Origin of the sequence: Chryseobacterium cheonjiense, from assembly GCF_012927265.1 — a bacterium.
Classification (GTDB): domain Bacteria; phylum Bacteroidota; class Bacteroidia; order Flavobacteriales; family Weeksellaceae; genus Chryseobacterium; species Chryseobacterium cheonjiense.
This window is the reverse complement of the sequence record NZ_JABBGF010000003.1, coordinates 218,517-235,279: the sequence shown is the minus strand read 5'-3', so window position 1 is coordinate 235,279 and position 16,763 is coordinate 218,517. Positions and strand designations below refer to the sequence as shown.

15 protein-coding genes are annotated in these 16,763 nt (G+C 38.4%); 8 read left to right on the top strand and 7 right to left on the bottom strand.

Going from position 1 to position 16,763, the window contains the following annotated elements; translation table 11 throughout:
- Window positions 1-44: 44 nt before the first annotated feature.
- The 3 genes from HHL20_RS15940 (at window position 45) to HHL20_RS15930 (ending at window position 3,482) form a co-directional block, all read left to right on the top strand.
- Window positions 45-1,049: a T9SS type A sorting domain-containing protein gene (locus HHL20_RS15940; protein WP_169232168.1), complete on the top strand. Its 1,005-nt coding sequence runs from the start codon at window positions 45-47 to the stop codon at window positions 1,047-1,049.
- A gap of 251 nt (window positions 1,050-1,300) precedes the next feature.
- Window positions 1,301-2,050 (top strand): DUF3575 domain-containing protein, encoded by a 750-nt coding sequence (locus HHL20_RS15935; protein WP_169232167.1) that lies wholly within the window; start codon window positions 1,301-1,303, stop codon window positions 2,048-2,050.
- A gap of 148 nt (window positions 2,051-2,198) precedes the next feature.
- Entirely contained in the window at window positions 2,199-3,482 is a 1,284-nt protein-coding gene (locus HHL20_RS15930) for an alkaline phosphatase family protein (protein WP_169232166.1), read from the top strand.
- A 74-nt stretch (window positions 3,483-3,556) separates the two neighbouring features.
- On the opposite strand, the gene HHL20_RS15925 is transcribed toward HHL20_RS15930, so the two are convergent.
- Window positions 3,557-4,441, bottom strand: a complete 885-nt coding sequence (locus HHL20_RS15925; protein ID WP_169232165.1) for an NmrA family NAD(P)-binding protein — start codon at window positions 4,439-4,441, stop codon at window positions 3,557-3,559.
- A gap of 82 nt (window positions 4,442-4,523) precedes the next feature.
- On the opposite strand from HHL20_RS15925, the gene HHL20_RS15920 reads away from it, so the two are divergent.
- Window positions 4,524-4,892, top strand: coding sequence for a winged helix-turn-helix transcriptional regulator (locus tag HHL20_RS15920; protein ID WP_169232164.1), 369 nt, complete (start codon window positions 4,524-4,526; stop codon window positions 4,890-4,892).
- A 47-nt stretch (window positions 4,893-4,939) separates the two neighbouring features.
- Here HHL20_RS15920 and HHL20_RS15915 read toward each other — a convergent pair whose 3' ends face one another.
- Window positions 4,940-5,995 carry an NAD(P)-dependent alcohol dehydrogenase gene (locus HHL20_RS15915; RefSeq protein ID WP_169232163.1) on the bottom strand — a complete coding sequence of 352 codons (1,056 nt, stop codon included), beginning with the start codon at window positions 5,993-5,995 and terminating at the stop codon, window positions 4,940-4,942.
- 162 nt (window positions 5,996-6,157) lie between these two features.
- Here HHL20_RS15915 and HHL20_RS15910 point away from each other — a divergent pair, with 162 nt between their 5' ends.
- On the top strand, window positions 6,158-7,057 hold the full coding sequence (locus HHL20_RS15910; protein WP_169232162.1) for a helix-turn-helix domain-containing protein: 900 nt from the start codon (window positions 6,158-6,160) through the stop codon (window positions 7,055-7,057).
- Between the two features lie 58 nt (window positions 7,058-7,115).
- A complete protein-coding gene (locus HHL20_RS15905) occupies window positions 7,116-8,444 on the top strand; it encodes a carboxylesterase family protein (protein WP_169232161.1) in 1,329 nt (442 codons plus the stop codon).
- A gap of 108 nt (window positions 8,445-8,552) precedes the next feature.
- On the opposite strand, the gene HHL20_RS15900 is transcribed toward HHL20_RS15905, so the two are convergent.
- The 5 genes from HHL20_RS15900 to lpxK form a co-directional block, all read right to left on the bottom strand.
- Window positions 8,553-10,025 (bottom strand): alpha-amylase, encoded by a 1,473-nt coding sequence (locus tag HHL20_RS15900; RefSeq protein WP_169232160.1) that lies wholly within the window; start codon window positions 10,023-10,025, stop codon window positions 8,553-8,555.
- A gap of 45 nt (window positions 10,026-10,070) precedes the next feature.
- The gene (dinB, locus tag HHL20_RS15895) at window positions 10,071-11,168 is read right to left on the bottom strand and encodes a DNA polymerase IV (RefSeq protein ID WP_169232159.1); all 1,098 of its coding nucleotides are present in this window, start codon (window positions 11,166-11,168) and stop codon (window positions 10,071-10,073) included.
- 249 nt (window positions 11,169-11,417) lie between these two features.
- Complete coding sequence (locus tag HHL20_RS15890) at window positions 11,418-11,933, bottom strand: TlpA family protein disulfide reductase (protein ID WP_169232158.1); 516 nt, start codon at window positions 11,931-11,933, stop codon at window positions 11,418-11,420.
- An 81-nt stretch (window positions 11,934-12,014) separates the two neighbouring features.
- Window positions 12,015-12,839, bottom strand: coding sequence for a purine-nucleoside phosphorylase (locus HHL20_RS15885; RefSeq protein ID WP_169232157.1), 825 nt, complete (start codon window positions 12,837-12,839; stop codon window positions 12,015-12,017).
- Window positions 12,823-13,848 carry a tetraacyldisaccharide 4'-kinase gene (gene lpxK, locus HHL20_RS15880; RefSeq protein ID WP_169232156.1) on the bottom strand — a complete coding sequence of 342 codons (1,026 nt, stop codon included), beginning with the start codon at window positions 13,846-13,848 and terminating at the stop codon, window positions 12,823-12,825. Before lpxK ends, HHL20_RS15885 begins: the two co-directional genes overlap by 17 nt.
- 129 nt (window positions 13,849-13,977) lie before the next feature.
- Between lpxK and truA the strand changes: the two genes are divergently transcribed.
- Entirely contained in the window at window positions 13,978-14,715 is a 738-nt protein-coding gene (truA, locus tag HHL20_RS15875) for a tRNA pseudouridine(38-40) synthase TruA (RefSeq protein ID WP_169232155.1), read from the top strand.
- A gap of 193 nt (window positions 14,716-14,908) precedes the next feature.
- Entirely contained in the window at window positions 14,909-16,657 is a 1,749-nt protein-coding gene (locus HHL20_RS15870) for an ABC transporter ATP-binding protein (protein ID WP_169232154.1), read from the top strand.
- Window positions 16,658-16,763 lie beyond the last annotated feature (106 nt).

The following is a 16,763-nucleotide window of genomic DNA, read 5'->3' as shown; positions in this document are numbered from 1 at the left end:
ATAGTTGTTTTATTTATCTTTGCACCGTGAAATAAAAAACTCAAATGAAAAAAACTTTATTCTGTATGCTATCGGCTTATGGCCTATGCACCGCTCAAACAACGATCACAAAAGCTTTTAATGACCCCGTTGCTGGCGAGACCGTCAACAATCTCACGGTAAACGGAACTGTAGATAATTCTACTACCGGAGCCAATGTCACATTTAATAACGCTTCTTTAACATTAGGATCCCCATTTACCGCAACCTATTCTGTTCCTACAGCAGGTGAAGTAACTACTTTTCCGGGTTCTACTTTAAAACAAGTATCTTCCGGAGCTACATTTATGTATAAACAGTCAGCCTCGAAACTTGAAATCACAGGGATAATTATACCAGATGCAACTTTAAACTTATCTGCAAATAACGGAACTTTCATTTCTTATCCCACAGCGTACGGGCATACAGAAACAGATCAGGCGCAGGGAACGTTCACCTCAACGACTGCCAATGGTTTGTGTAAAGGAACAATTAATATTTCTGCAGACGCTTCAGGTACATTAATTTTAGGTTCTTCAACATATCCTAATGTATTGAGAATTAAATCCATTCAGAATTTTAACCTACACTTACCTACCGATACAACTTTTCTTTTCCCGGTGGGTACTCTTACGATTACGGCTTATTCATATTATGACAGTACTCATAAATTTCCTTTGCTAAGCACCTTACAGACTGTGATCAATGCTCCTATAGCAGGAATAAACAACCAGACTACAAACACTGCACAAGCTCTTAATTTAATGACCTTATCTACAAGAGAACTTGCCGCACAAAAAGAAGGTTTAAAAGTTTATCCGAATCCGGCACAGGAATTTATAGAATTCAAAGGAGGAAAAGAGAATTACACTACTGCAAAAATCTACACCCTGGATGGCAGACTGATTAAAACATCCGATATAAAATCAGGAAAAATTCAGGTTTCTGAACTTCCTTCTGCCTCTTATTTTATTGAAGTTTCAGGAAAAGATAATAAAAAATCGGAAGCTTCAAAATTCATCAAAAATTAAATGTATGCTGCAATAGCTTAGAAACTTATTTAATCGACCTAATAATAATTGATCCGTTCAGAATTTTTCTGAGCGGATTTTAGTATACAATCATTACAAATGCTAAATAATATCTTCAGAAAAATAATCCAAACCATATAAAGAGGTTATAGAGAAAAACTTAATTTTTAATAATAAATTATATTTATGCTAAAAATTTTGCCCGTTTTTTGCTTTTACCTGAATACAACAAATCACAAAATATTAAAATCATGAAAAAACTTCTCCTCATCATTTCCTGTTTTATTCTTTCCGGAATACAGGCACAGGAACTTTCTGCTCCACCGACGGAAAAAATGAATATTGTTAAAACAAATGTGACAGCTTATGCCTTCAGGAATATTAATTTATCCTATGAAAGAGCCATTAACCGCTGGTTTTCCGTAAACATGGGCTTTGGCGCCATGCCGCAAGGAAAAGTTCCTTTTATCAATTCTTTTTTAAGCGACAATGACGAGAAAAGATTTCAGAATCTGGAAGCAAAAGCCTTTAACTTCACCATAGAACCTCGTTTTTATCTTGGTGCAGGATACGGAAAAGGATTTTATATCGCGCCCTATTACCGCTACTCAAAGGTCACCTCCAATACATTTGATTTTTATTATGATTATACCTTCAGCGGAACTACCTTCCAAATTCCTTTGAAAGGCTTTGGAAATGCCAATGGAAATAGTGGTGGTGTAATGGTAGGTGCACAGTTTTTCTTAACAGCCAGCAGAAACCTCGTTCTTGATTTCTGGATTGCCGGAGCGCATTACGGCTCAGGAAAAGGAGATTTTACGATGACCAGTGATATCCCTCTTACACCGGATATGCAGGCAGAACTGAAACGGGAAATTGAAAATCTCGATATTCCTTATGTCAATTACACAGTGGAAACCAATACCAATGGAGCAAGGGTTATTATAGACGGTCCCTGGATTGGCTTCAGAACGGGATTATCGTTGGGATATAGATTTTAATCCAATAATAAAATAAAAAGCAGAAGTTAGTCCTTCTGCTTTTTATTTTTCTGCACAGTAAGAAACCATAATAAGGTTTAATGTTTTTTTAACCCATTAAACTTTTTTGCCATCACTTGAGAGCCTAACTTTGCATAAAATTTAAATAATGAAGCAAGGATTGGCAATAGTAATGACGTTTTTATCACTATTTGTTTTCAGCCAGCACGGAAGTACAGACACCGCACAGGTCGTCGTAGCAAACAGATACAATCGCGCAGAAGCCCAGACAAAACCTTATGTAATCATGATCTCTGCAGATGGATTCCGTTATGATTATGCAAAGAAATACAATGCGCGCAATCTATTGAACTTTTCAGGCGAAGGCATCCGGGCTAAAGCGATGATTCCCAGTTACCCCAGCATTACTTTCCCGAATCACTGGACGTTAATTACCGGCCTATACCCTTCTCACCACGGTCTTATTGATAATTATTTTTATGATTATAAAAGAAAAGCACCGTATGCCATGAGCGACAAAACAAATGCAGAAGACGGAAGCTGGTACGGCGGCCTCCCACTTTGGGGACTGGCAGAACAAGAGGGAATGCTTTCAGCATCTTTAATGTGGGTAGGTTCAGCAAGTGATGCCGGAGGAATAAGACCTACCTATTATTATCCTTACCATGAAAAATTTTCACCTGCGGAAAAAGTCGATAAAGTGATCAGCTTGCTGAAGCTTCCAATGGACAAACGACCCCATTTTATTTCCCTTTATTTTCCGGAAGTCGATGCAGCCGGACACCATTTCGGACCCGATGCAAAAGAAACGGAAGATGCAGTACATAAAGTGGATAATGCTATAGGTGAACTGGCACAGAAAGTAAAGGAACTGGGGCTGAAAAATGTAAATTTTGTCTTCGTCTCCGATCACGGGATGATACAGGTAGACGGTACCCATCCTCTAGAAATACCTCAAATACTGCTGAATAAAGAAAGGTTTGATATTTACAATTCCCAGACTTTATTGAGAGTATATGTTAAGAACAAAACTGAAATTAAAAATGTTTATAAGGAATTAAAAGCTAAAAAGACCTCAGATTACGAGGTATATCTGGATAAAAAGTTTCCTAAATATCTGCACTTCTCCACGAAAGATGACCACTACGGCAGAATCGGGCAAATTCTTTTGGTTCCCAAAGCACCTAAAATATTTCTGGAGAGAGGTAAAAAACCGTCAGCAGGAAAACATGGCTATAACTCCGCGACAGTTCCTGAAATGAAGTCCGTATTCTTTGCATGGGGACCGGCATTCAAAAGTAATATGACCGTTGATGAGTTTGAAAATGTAAATGTTTATCCGCTTGTTACTGCTATTTTAAATTTAAAAATGATTCAGCCGGTAGACGGAAAGCTTAAGGTTCTGAAAAAAACGCTTAATTCCAAAAAATAAAACTAGCAATAAATTTTAGGTTTCGGCGGGCCTTTGGCCCGCCGAAACCTAAACTAAAAGCTCATGATAAACAATCAGGCACTAAACTTTTCGGCAAATTCTTTTGCAAAAGTTTCCAGCTTAACGTCACCAGTCACCATCGGCCCCCGTTCCATAAAGTCTTTCTGAATGATCCCTTTCCTGATGCCTCTTCCCATTTCTGTATAAAGTTTGGCAATTTCCTTAGGAACACCTGCCTGAAGCATCCCGTTTAAGGCATCTTCATCTTTGAATTCAATCCATGGAAGCTCCGGTTTTCCTACAGCACTGCCAAAAGCAGTCGCGAAATCCCCTGCCGGACGGAGATCACTTACAATGTATCTTATATTTTTACCTTCAGCTTGTTTCAGCAGTTCTTCGGCTGCAGCTTTTGCAATATCATTAGGATGAACCAAAGGAACAATAACATCTGAAGGATAGTTAGACCCTATAATTCCTGCATTTTTAATCAGAGGGATATCATTAAAGAAATTAATATAGAAATATCCGGCTCTCAGAAAAGTAACCGATGTGTTTTCAAGTTCGTTATATAATTTTTCTATAAAATGAAGACCTTTAATTGGTCCGTTCTCTACAGGAGAATCTGCACCGATACTGCTCAACATCACTACTCGTCTTACTCCGGTCCGTCGAATGGCTTCTGCATAATTTTTACCTACATTAACGGTATTTTCAACAATATTTTCAAAACCTATGTTGGGAGGAGTCATTAAAAAAGCTGCATCGGCGTTTTCAAATGTTTCGATTAAAAAATTCAGGTCTGTTATAGAGCCTATAGCGGCTTTGGCACCTAAACTCTCAATTTCATTTTTCTTTGCTTCGTTGCTGCTGACTACAGTGATATCATGTCCTGCAGAGATTAATTGTTGGGCGAGAGGTTTTGCTACATTTCCTAATGAGCCTGTGATTATAATTTTCATAATAAAATATTTTTTTATTTCCTGAGACAAAGTTATATTTGTACTTACTTTTATACAAGTACTTACCCTAAAGTATGTTATCATGACAGCCATTAAAGAAAGCTCTACCATCCAGCAGAATAAAAAATATGCATTGAATACATGCCCGGTCACCTATTTTATGGAAAAAATAGGAGGATTCTGGAAGCCTATTATTTTATATCATCTTTCAACCGGAGACAAACGCTACAGCGAACTGAAACGGGCAATTCCTGCCGTTACGGAAAAAATGCTTATCCAGCATCTGAAGCAGCTTGAAAAAGACGGCATTGTTATAAGGACCGCAAAGCCGGTTGTACCGCCGCATGTAGTATATGAATTAAGCACGGCAGGGAAAAGCCTTGTTCCTGTTATTCAATCAATGTCAGAATGGGCATTTAAAGATATGGCAGGAAACTATGACCATTCCTAAATAAAAAAAACTCTCCGAAGAGAGTTTTAGTTAAAAAGATATTTAAATTAAAGAGACTGCATATCAATTACAAACCGGTATTTCACATCGCTCTTCAGCATTCTTTCATACGCTTCATTAATTTCACTCATTTTGATAAGCTCAATGTCTGAAACAATATTATGCTCTCCGCAGAAATCCAGCAATTCCTGAGTTTCGGCAATACCGCCAATCAATGACCCTGCCACAGAACGTCGCTGGAAAATCAATGGTCTTGTACTTGGTTCAGTTTCCTTAAATTCTCCCACAAAACCGACAAGAACTAAGGTACCGTTCAATGCTACCGTCTGCATGTAAGGATTGATATCATGCTCATAAGGCACCGTATCGATAATGACATCAAACTTACCTTTAACAGCATCCATCTGCTCCTGTTCAGTTGAAATCACCACATGATCGGCTCCTAATTTTTTAGCATCTTCGGTTTTTCCGGGTGTACGGGAAAATAAAGTAACCTCAGCTCCCAGACCTTTGGCAAGTTTAATCGCCATATGCCCCAAACCACCAAGTCCTACAACGGCCACTTTAGAATTCGGACCTACGTTCCAGTGTCGTAAAGGAGACCAGGTTGTAATTCCTGCACAAAGAAGCGGTGCCACTGCAGCAAGATCTAAATTTTCCGGAACACTGAGAACAAAATGTTCGTCTACCACAACTTTTTGAGAATATCCTCCGAATGTATGCCCGCCCAAATGCTTATCTTTTCCGTTATAGGTACCGGTAAATCCTTTCTGGCAGTATTGTTCCAAATCATGTTTACAGCTTTCGCATTCTTTACAGGAATCAACCATACATCCTACTGCTGCAAGATCCCCTACTTTAAATTTAGAAACTTCAGCTCCGACATTAGTTACCCTTCCTACAATTTCATGTCCGGGAACCACCGGATACATGGATCCGCCCCAGTCGTTTCTTGCGGTATGAAGATCAGAATGGCATACGCCACAGTAGAGAATTTCAATCTCTACATCAGTAGGTGTTACTTCTCTTCTTTCAATATTCATTTCGGCTAAATCTGCTGTGTTGGATTCTGTACCGAACGCTTTTACTGTGAATGTGTTCATATTGTATTTAAGTTTGTAATAAAATTAATTGTTATTCTGCAAAAATCGTCTGTTTATGATAAATTAAACTTATATAAATTACAGAATGATGTACCAATTTTACTGTAACCGCAAAATCTGCGCCTTAAAAACGGTAATTTTGATTTCAGTAAAAACTTTATTATGAACAATCAGGCTGAGTTTATCAACAGTATTTCAGAATATAATAAAATGACGAATCATGAAACGCTGCATCCTCTGGTAAGCGTTGTGGATTTTTCAAAATCAGATCCCATCTGCCAGTTCAGGAGGATATTCGGGTTTTATACCGTTTTTTTGAAAGACGTAATGTGCGGTGATATGTTTTACGGTAAAAACAGCTACGATTACCAGGAAGGCACCTTAGTTTTTATCGCTCCTGGACAGGAATACGGAATCAATAACGACGGTAATTATGTGCAGCCGGCAGGTTTTGCGCTGCTGTTTCATCCCGACCTTATTAAAGGAACAAATCTGGGCAAAAACATTAGGAATTATAATTTCTTTTCCTATGAAGTTCATGAGGCCCTGCATCTTTCGGAAAAGGAACGGGAAATTATTCTGGATTGTTTTAAAAATATCAGGTTCGAACTGGACCAGGCTATTGACAAGCACAGTAAATCTCTGATCGTCAACAATATTGAGCTGTTCCTCAACTACTGCACGCGTTTTTATGACCGTCAGTTCATTACCCGGGACCACATCAACCGTGGCGTGATCGGAAAATTTGAAAAACTTGTGGATGATTATCTGTATTCCGAAAAGCCCAAAACCATTGGTTTTCCGATGGTTAATTATTTTGCTGAACAGCTTAATCTTTCAGCGAATTATTTCGGAGATGTCATGAAAAAAGAACTTGGCATTTCGGCACAGGAGTTTATTCACAATAAGCTTATTGATGCTGCAAAACAGCAGATTACCGACCCTGCAAAATCCATCAGTGAGATTTCTTATGATCTTGGCTTCAGGTACCCGCAGCATTTTACGAGATTATTCAAAAGCAAAACAGGAGTATCTCCTACCTTTTATAAAGCTTTACATTAGATTTTTATTGGCTTAAAAAAGATAATTTACTACATTTATGTAAAACATAATTTTGTTGATGACAACACAGCAGCATAAGAGAATCCATATCTTTCATACTTCTTTCGGAACCATTTCAGCATTGAGAGAAAACGGCGTTATCCGGGCAAAAAGCATTCGTTATGCCCGTTCACAAAGATTTAAAAAACCTGAGCTTTTAGAATATGCCGAAAACCATGAAATCCGTGATAAAACTCCGGTATGTCCGCAAAATGTAAGTCCGCTGCTGGACAGATTGATTCAGAAAACAGATATAGAACAATTTGAACCTGATGAATCCCCTCAATTTCTTACCATTACACGTCCCGAACACTTTAATGAAAACGAAAAGCTTTCGGTTGTTGTGTGGATTCACGGTGGTTCCTACGAAATAGGATGTGGTGATCTGCCTACTTCCGACCCTTCCGTGTGGGTGAAAGAACAGAATATTATTGTTGTTTCGGTTTCCTACCGTTTGGGGCTGTTCGGCTTTTTAGGCGGTAATGAAGAAAGGCCTGCCAACATCGGATTGTATGATCTGATCGCTGCCTTGAAATGGATTAAAAAAAATATTCGGGATTTTGGCGGAGATCCGGAAAACATTACATTGTTCGGACAGTCTTCCGGAGGCGACGCCATTGCTCACATCATGATTTCTGAAGGCACCGACGGTTTATTCCGGAGGGCCATTATCCATAGTGCACCGCTGGGTTTCAGGATCAACAGACAAAAGATGTCAAATGAATTTTTTCTGAAAACGGATGCTTTGAAAGATGAGCCGGATGCTTTGAAGATGGTAGCAGATTACGTCAGTTTTTTACCTTCTTTCAGAAAATACGGGTTGAAAACATCGATGCCGTTCTGTACTCAATATGGTCATCCACCGTTATGCAGAGAGGAAGAAAGCATGGATAAGTGGAAAGTAAATGCACGGAAGTATGATGTTTTAATCGGCTCCAATCAGGATGAAACGGCTTTTTATGTAAAGACAGCCCAAACAGGAATCTACACTTATCTCCCTCATAAAATCCTGAATAAGATCGTGAGAAGGACAACAGAATCAATTTATGAAAAGCCCGCTAAAATCTTTGCAGAAAATTTTTCAGCCGGTGGTGGGAATATCTATCAGTTTATTATTCAATCTACTTTAAAAAATAATTACATCGGTGCATCACATTGTGTAGATTTACCTTTAATATTTGAAAATAAAGAAGCTTGGAAATCAGCTGAACTGCTAAAGGATGTTCCGTGGGAATATATCCAGGAAAACGGAAAAAAGCTCCGTGCACTCTGGGCTGAGTTTGCGAGATCCGGTTCAATTTCAGAAGATTCAGAGAGGCCCGAAATCCTTAAGCTTAAAAAAGTTTAGTTATATTCATTGATCATAAAAATATCCGCAAGATTTGTCACTTTACAGATTTCTGAAGGTAACAAAACTTACGGATGATTATTTTTTTAAATATTGTGTAACTCTATACTATTCCTCAATCCAGACACTCACATTTCCTGCAGGAACAGGGAAATTTCCCCAACCGTTTTCATCAATCGTTACTTTATCTTCAAATCTTCCCAATACATCATAAAAAGTTTTACCGATATATCTTTCACCCATTTCCATAGGCTTTTCATACGCTTCTTTATTGCTGAGCACAACCGCACATCCCGAATGTTCATCATCTCCTTCACGAACCCATCCCAGACAATTGGCATCTTCAAAATAATCGCGCTGTTCTCCATAAGCATGATCTCTCCTCGCCTTCAGCATTTCCTCAATACCGTCTACCTTATCCAGAAATATTTCCTGGTCATTGCCTTCACGGTCTTTATCTACGTAATGGGCACCATATAAATCCGGATAAAATACACAAGGATATCCTTCCTGACGAAGCAAAATTAAGGCATACGCTAAAGGTTTAAACCATTGCTCTACCGGTGCTTCAAGATCCTGGAGCGGCTGGGTGTCATGATTATCAACCAGACTTACCGAGTGCATAGGATCTGCCTGGGTAAGGGTTTCATCAAAAATTCTCCGTAAATCGTATGAATCGCCTTCATTGGAAGCAGTATGAAAATTATTCTGTAAAGAGCTGTCGAAAAGGCTCATGCATCCTTCGGTAACTTCAATATATTTCTGAAGCAAGCTTAGATATCCCGGTGCCCAGTATTCTCCTACCGCAAAAATATTCTTACCAGAGTTGGATCGAAGCAGCGTAAGCCATTCTTTATAAAAATCAAATGAAATATGTTTCAGGGCATCCAGCCTTACACCGTCAAAATCTGTTTCATCAAAATACCATTTTGCCCAGTTATTGAGCTCTTCCCGTACGAAAGGATTGCGGTGTTCCACATCATTGAACATGAGGTAATCATAGTTTCCCTTTTCATCATCAATCATTTCTTCCCAATCGGTACCATATTCGTTTTTAATCTTAAAAATATGGGAATCCATGCCTTCTGCATAATCTACACCGCTGAAGCAGGTAAAATTCCATACAAAATCAGAATATTTTTTTCCGCGCCCGGGAAAGGTGAATTTTGTATACGACTGTATCTCGATTTCATCGGAAATAATTTTATCCCTGTTTTCTTCATCTACTTTCAGGGCCTTGAAGGTTTCAAGTTCATCTCCTCCAGCTTTGTGCCCGAGAACGATATCAACAATAACCTTAATGTTGTGTTTTTTTAAAGCTTTTATAGCTTTTATATAATCTTCTTTCGTTCCGTATTTTGTGGGGATGGTTTCTTTCTGATCAAATTCTCCCAGATCAAAGAGATCGTAGGCATCATAACCGGTAGAATGACCGCCTCCCGTTCCTTTGTAAGCGGGCGGAAACCATACTGATGTAATTCCTAATTCAGCCAGATATTGTGCGTTATCTTCTGCCTCTTTCCACAGTTTCCCTTCTCCTTCCGAGTACCAGTGGAAGTATTGAATCATCGTTTCATTCATAAAATTGTAAATTTGGTTACTACAATGTAGTGAAAATTTTCGAGATTATTGATCTTCAAATTCTTTGAACGGAATTTTTAGTTGAACCGATATTTGTTTTTTCTCTTCGGTATTAAGCTGGGAAAGAGACAATCCCAGAAGCCGAACGGCTTTATCGAACGGACGAAGTTCCCAGAGCTGTTTTCCGGTATTGAAATACTGCTCTGCAGAGGAGAAATATTCTTCTTTGGTAATGCTTCGCGTAAAAAGGGAAAAATCTTTATATTTAATTTTAAGAGTTAATGTTCGCCCGAGAATATTATTTTTCTGAAGGCGGTTGTGAAGTTCTTCGCTCAGGCTCTTCAGCTTTTCATTAATCTGCTGTTCGTCAAAAAGGTCTTCAAAAAAAGTTCTTTCCACTGCAACGCTTTTCTGAATACGGTGAGGTTTCACTTCGGAATGATGAATTCCACGGACGACATTATAATAGTAAGCTCCTGATTTCCCGAATAGCCTTGTTAAGTCTTCTATCGATCTTTTCTTTAAATCTTTTCCCTTATAAATGCCTAAACTAAACATTTTATTCGCCGTCACTTTTCCTACGCCGTAAAATTTTTCGACCGGCAACTCTTCAAGAAAGCTTTCTACTTTATCGGGATGAATGGTTTTCTGTCCGTTCGGTTTATTAATATCCGAGGCTACTTTTGCTAAGAATTTATTAATGGAAATACCTGCGGAAGCCGTTAATCCGGTCTGTTCAAAAATCTTCTGCCGAATCTCTCTGGCAATTTGGTTGGCAGACTCGATCTCTTTTTTATTTTCTGTGACATCAAGATAGGCTTCATCTAATGATAAAGGTTCTACCAGATCGGTATATTCGTAAAAAATTTCCCGTATTTTCCTGGAAATCTCCTTGTACCGCTGAAATCTGGGTGAGACGAAAATAAGATGAGGACACTTCTCTTTGGCTGTTTTGCTGGGCATGGCAGACCGCACCCCGAATTTTCTGGCTTCATAGCTTGCCGCCGCAACAACGCCGCGGTGCTCTCCTCCTACTGCAATTGCCTTACCTTTCAATTCAGGGTTATCATGCTGCTCTACAGAAGCATAAAATGCATCCATATCAACGTGAATAATTTTGCGGAGAGGAAATGAAGAATCCATACCGCAAAGATATGGATTCCTGTATTCTTTAATTTAGATTAATTTCTTTGTCTTGAATTCTTTAATCGCAAGGACAGACAAAGTTTATAAAATAAAATGCTTTTAATAAACAATGCCGTTTCACTGATTTACGATATACAATTGAATAAATTCGTCTTACTTTATTAAGCGAAGCGCCTTTGTATGACTTAAAAATTAAACAGCATATTAAGATAAAAACTTTGTTTTACTTTGCGACAAAAATAAAAATCATTTCAAAAGCTTATCAATGGTTGCCTGAATATCGGGATCTTCCGGTGAAATGGCATAATATTTTGCAATGGCAGATTTCTGATCGATCACCATATATCTTGGGATCCAGTTAAGATCAATATAGTTGTTGAAATCATTCTTCCAGCCGGAAGAAAACCAGTAATTTTCTTTATCTTTCATTTCAAATCTTTCCAGGCTTTTATCGAAACCTTCTTTGGAACGGTCTAATGAAAGAAAAACAAAATCGATATTTTTATTGTTTTCTTCTAATTCTCTGGCTTTTGGAAGCGCCTTTAAACAATCTCTGCACCATCCTGCCCAGAAATCGAGAACTAAAACTTTCCCTTTATGCTGATCAAGAATTTGCTGTATGGTAATGGTTTTGCCTTCTTCATCTTCCAGTTTCTGAAGCAGCGCTTCTTTGGAAAAATTGGTTTTAAGAACTTTGGGAGCCTGCTGTGAACAGCTTAAACCGAAAATTCCGAGCATGAATAATAAAAACAGCTTCTTCATTTTTTTAAATCTTTTCTGCAAATCTAAACAATGAAAAATTATTAGAAAGCCACTGCCGGAAATTTGTACTATTGAAAAATTCTATAATGGTTGCGGATAGCTTTTAACGAGACCTTTTACTACTGTAATTACATGGGGCATCGCCTTGTTGGCAGCATTGAGTACTTCTTCATGGGAAACCGAAAATGCAATATCCGGTCCGCCAAGGTCAGTAATTACCGAGATCCCGAAAACGTTCATTCCCATATGCCGGGCTGCAATAACTTCCGGAACGGTGCTCATTCCTACCATATCGCCGCCGATGGCTTTAATCATTCCGTATTCTGCAGGCGTTTCAAAAGTAGGGCCCTGTAGCGCCACATAAACGCCCTGATGAACAGTAATATTATTATCGGAAGCAACTTTTTGTGCCATGGCGATCATATTTCTATTATACGGCTCACTCATATCTACAAAACGGGGACCCAACTCGTCCATATTTCTTCCACGCAGCGGATGTTTGGGCATCATATTGATATGATCTTTAATGATGGCAATATCTGCAATATTGTAGGCAGAATTTACCCCACCTGAAGCATTGGAAAGAATAAGATTTTTTATTCCCAGTAAATGAAAAACTTTGATCGGCAGCACTACATTTTCAATGGGATGACCTTCGTAATAGTGAAAACGGCCGCTCATCATGAGTACTCTTTTGCCCTCCAGCATTCCATAGATCAGATTTCCGCTGTGGCCCGCAACTGTAGTCTGCGGAAAATCAGGAATTTCAGCGTATTCAAATGTATGAATGATTTCTACCTCATCCTGTAGTTTTCCTAATCCCGAACCTAAAACGATGGCAAAATCAGGAGTATCATTGACAACGTTTTGTATGAAGGCCGTTATTTTTTTAATTTTTTCTAACATAATCCAGAATGATTTGGTTAAATTCTTCTTTCTTGTCAATAATCACATTGATAGGCCAGTAATACACGATATCCCTCAGGTAATCAAATGTTTTAAGCCGCACGTAATCTTTTTCTGTTGTTAAGATTAATTTGTACTCCCCCAGCTTTTTATATTCTGCTACAATATTTTTAATATCTGCTTCCGTAAAATTATGATGGTCACGGAATTTCAAATGCTTTACTCTCTGCGAAAATTTAGCAAGATGACTGACTAAAGGCTTTGGGTTGGCAATTCCTGTAATGAGGAGAATGTCGTAATAATTCAGGTTATTGTCCGGAAGTATTTTTTCTTTTCCGTACACATTTTCGTCATAGCCTATGGATGAAAAGAATACTTTCTGGCGTCCGGAAGGTCTGATTCTCGAAATATAATATTGTTTGGTTTCTTCGGTGAGTTCGTCGGGGCATTTGCTGACCATGATGATGTCTGCCCTTTTGGATCCTGCTCTTGACTCTCTTAAATCTCCTGCAGGAAGCAGATGATCTTTAAAATAAGGATCATTAAAGTCGGTCATCATAATGGTAAAGCCTGGCTTTATAGCTCTATGCTGCATCGCGTCATCCAGTACGAGAACATCGAGATCCATATCGGAGATTACTTTTTTAGCGCCGGGAACTCTTTCTTCAGAAACAGCTATCACGAAACGGTTTTTGAAACGCTCAAACAGCTGCATGGCTTCATCGCCCACCATTTTGTAGTTGCTTTCATAATTTGTTACTGCATAACCTTTGGTGAGTCTTCCATAGCCTCTGGAAAGAACTCCTGTTCTGTAATGTTTTGACAAAAACTGCGCAAGGTACATCACCATAGGAGATTTTCCGCTTCCGCCCACAGAAAGGTTACCGACACATATTATCGGTGTTCTGAATGTTGTCGACTTAAAAATTCCCAGATCATACATTGTGTTTCGGACACCCGTTACCATGCGATAACCTAGAGAAAAGGGATAAAGGTACCATCTTTTCATACCTTGCAAAAATAGGAATTTTCATATGGATTCAGCTCACTATGGTACCTACTTTTCGAGATTTATTTTAAAAATTGTATTGATGTTTATCACTTAATTAAAGTAATTTTGTAGACTTATTTTATTACAGTGAGGTATTTTATAGAATTTTCCTACAACGGCAAAAATTATTTCGGCTATCAGATTCAGCCAAATGCCGTTTCCGTGCAGGAAGAAATGGAAAAAGCACTTTCTACGATATTAAGAGAAGAGATCAAAACTACCGGCGCGGGAAGAACGGATACAGGTGTGCATGCTAAGAAAATTTTCGCGCATTTTGATACGGAGAAAATTCTTGATCAGGATCTAACCAGAAAGCTGAACAGCTTTTTACCTCCGGATATTTCGGTTAAAAGAATTTTTCAGGTAAAGGATGATTTTCATGCCCGTTTTGATGCTACATACAGGACGTATGAATATTATATTTCGCTAGAAAAAAATCCCTTCACGGAAGAATCTGCCTGGCAGCACTGGAGAAGACCGCTTGATATCGAACCCATGAATGAAGCGTGCAAAATCCTTTTCGAGTATGAAGATTTTACCAGCTTTGCCAAGCTTCATACGGATAATAAAACCAACCTCTGCAAAATATATAAAGCAGAATGGGAACAAAACGGAAGCGAACTAAAATTCACCGTTTCGGCCAACCGTTTTCTGAGAAACATGGTGAGAGCTATCGTAGGGACTATGGTAGATATTGGTGCCGGAAAGTTACAACCTGAAGACCTGCGCAAGGTCATTGAGAATAAGAACAGGAATTCAGCGGGTACTTCTGCACCGGCTCATGGGTTATACCTGGTGGATGTGGGCTATGATTTTGAGCAATAATTTAATTTTAACCTTTATAAATAAATCTTCAAGTTGCGATCGACTGAACTTTACTGCTCAATAGTTAATCTATATCATAAATAATAACGATCTGAAATTTTCTATGACTATTTGTACGGTTGGTAAGATTGTCAAATTTTAAAGTCTTATTTTTGCATAGAATTTAAATACCATTCTTTTCGTCAATCATACAATGAAAAAACAAGATACCTGGGGCATAATCAAAAGACTGTTCTTTATCGGAATGAAATTCCGTTCCTGGTTCGTCCTTACCCTGATTATCTCCCTCATACTGGCAATGGTTTCTACCTACAGGCCATACCTTACCATGCAGGTGGTGGATAATGATATCACCAAGCTACAGGATAAAACTCTAATGATGAAGCACATCTACATTTTAGTAGGTTTGGTTTTCGCAGAAACTGTTTTAAACTTTTTCCTGGTTTATTTTTCCAATTATATTTCACAGAATGTAATCAGGGATATCAGACAGAGGCTTTATAACAAACTGATCTATTTTAAAACTTCATTCTTCGATAAAACACCTATCGGCCAGCTGGTTACAAGGGCGGTAGGAGATGTAGAAACAATCGCTACGGTATATACGGATGGTTTCCTGATGGTTTTCGGGGACGTGCTGAGGATTGTTTTTGTGCTGGTAATGATGTTCAGCACCAATGTTCATCTCAGTTATATTACGCTGGCTATTCTTCCTTTAATGGTTGTTATCACACGTTTTTTCCAGAAGAGACTGAAGAAAGCATTTGGTGATGAAAGAAACTGGACTTCCAACCAGAACTCTTTTGTTCAGGAAAGGCTTGCAGGAATGCCTATTATTCAGGTATTCAACAGGCAGGAGTCTGAGTTTAAAAAGTTTGACGAAATTAATATAACATTAAAAGGCGCACTGCTGAGAACGGTGTTTATTTTCTCATTATTCTTTCCGGTGGTAGAACTAATTTCTTCACTTTTTATTGGATTTATTCTATTTTACGGAGGTTATATCACGATCAGTGCTGGAGTGGTTATAGCATTTATCCAGTATATTTCTATGCTGATACGTCCTTTGAGACAAATCGCAGACCGATTCAACAATATCCAGAGAGGTATTGTGGGTGCCGAAAGAGTATTGGGGCTGATGGATGAGGAAAATTCAATGCCGAATACAGGAACCGTACAGAAAGATCATTTTGACGGAAAGATAGAATTCAGAAATGTTCATTTTGCTTATGATGAAAAGCAGGAAGTATTAAAGGGAATTGATTTTAAGGTAAATCCGGGAGAAACGGTAGCCATTGTAGGAGCAACCGGAGCCGGGAAATCAACCATTATCAGTTTGATTACAAGACTTTATGATATCAATTCCGGGAGTATTCTTATTGACGATGTAGATCTTAAAAATTATGAACTCTACTGCCTCCGAAGCCATATAGGCGTGGTGCTGCAGGATGTTTTCCTGTTCCACGGAAGTATTTTTGAGAATCTTTCTTTTGGTGATGATACCATCACGCTTGAAAAGATTAAAGCCGGAGCGAAGGAAATTGAGGTCGACGAATTTATAGAAAGTCTGCCGGGAGGATATGATTATGTGGTAAGCGAAAGAGGTTCTTCTATTTCGCTTGGCCAGAGACAGCTGTTGTCTTTCCTGAGAGCGTATCTTTCGGATCCTAAGATTCTGATTCTGGATGAAGCTACCTCATCCATAGACCACGAAAGTGAAAAGCTGATCCAAAGGGCTACGGAAAAAATTACGAGAAACAGAACATCAATTATCATTGCGCACAGGCTTTCCACGATTGAAAAGGCAGATAAAATCATCGTTATGGAACATGGTAAAATTGTTGAAGAAGGCAAACACCTGGAGCTTCTGGATAAGAACGGATATTATGCTACCTTATACAAAGCGCAGCTGAGACATGAAGTGGAACTGAAGGAAGAGTAAGACAAATAATTAAGATATTTAATAAGAGGTTAGAATTACAGATATTTTAACCTCTTATTTTTTTTATTTTTATTTAACACAAAGATTTTAATAATACAATTAAAAG

Excerpts from the sequence above, each read along its gene's own strand:
- HHL20_RS15940 (WP_169232168.1), top strand. The coding sequence starts at position 45 with ATGAAAAAAACTTTATTCTGTATGCTATCGGCTTATGGCCTATGCACC.
- HHL20_RS15935 (WP_169232167.1), top strand. The coding sequence starts at position 1,301 with ATGAAAAAACTTCTCCTCATCATTTCCTGTTTTATTCTTTCCGGAATA.
- HHL20_RS15930 (WP_169232166.1), top strand. The coding sequence starts at position 2,199 with ATGAAGCAAGGATTGGCAATAGTAATGACGTTTTTATCACTATTTGTT.
- HHL20_RS15925 (WP_169232165.1), bottom strand. The coding sequence starts at position 4,441 with ATGAAAATTATAATCACAGGCTCATTAGGAAATGTAGCAAAACCTCTC.
- HHL20_RS15920 (WP_169232164.1), top strand. The coding sequence starts at position 4,524 with ATGACAGCCATTAAAGAAAGCTCTACCATCCAGCAGAATAAAAAATAT.
- HHL20_RS15915 (WP_169232163.1), bottom strand. The coding sequence starts at position 5,995 with ATGAACACATTCACAGTAAAAGCGTTCGGTACAGAATCCAACACAGCA.
- HHL20_RS15910 (WP_169232162.1), top strand. The coding sequence starts at position 6,158 with ATGAACAATCAGGCTGAGTTTATCAACAGTATTTCAGAATATAATAAA.
- HHL20_RS15905 (WP_169232161.1), top strand. The coding sequence starts at position 7,116 with ATGACAACACAGCAGCATAAGAGAATCCATATCTTTCATACTTCTTTC.
- HHL20_RS15900 (WP_169232160.1), bottom strand. The coding sequence starts at position 10,025 with ATGAATGAAACGATGATTCAATACTTCCACTGGTACTCGGAAGGAGAA.
- dinB (WP_169232159.1), bottom strand. The coding sequence starts at position 11,168 with ATGGATTCTTCATTTCCTCTCCGCAAAATTATTCACGTTGATATGGAT.
- HHL20_RS15890 (WP_169232158.1), bottom strand. The coding sequence starts at position 11,933 with ATGAAGAAGCTGTTTTTATTATTCATGCTCGGAATTTTCGGTTTAAGC.
- HHL20_RS15885 (WP_169232157.1), bottom strand. The coding sequence starts at position 12,839 with ATGTTAGAAAAAATTAAAAAAATAACGGCCTTCATACAAAACGTTGTC.
- lpxK (WP_169232156.1), bottom strand. The coding sequence starts at position 13,848 with ATGAAAAGATGGTACCTTTATCCCTTTTCTCTAGGTTATCGCATGGTA.
- HHL20_RS15870 (WP_169232154.1), top strand. The coding sequence starts at position 14,909 with ATGAAAAAACAAGATACCTGGGGCATAATCAAAAGACTGTTCTTTATC.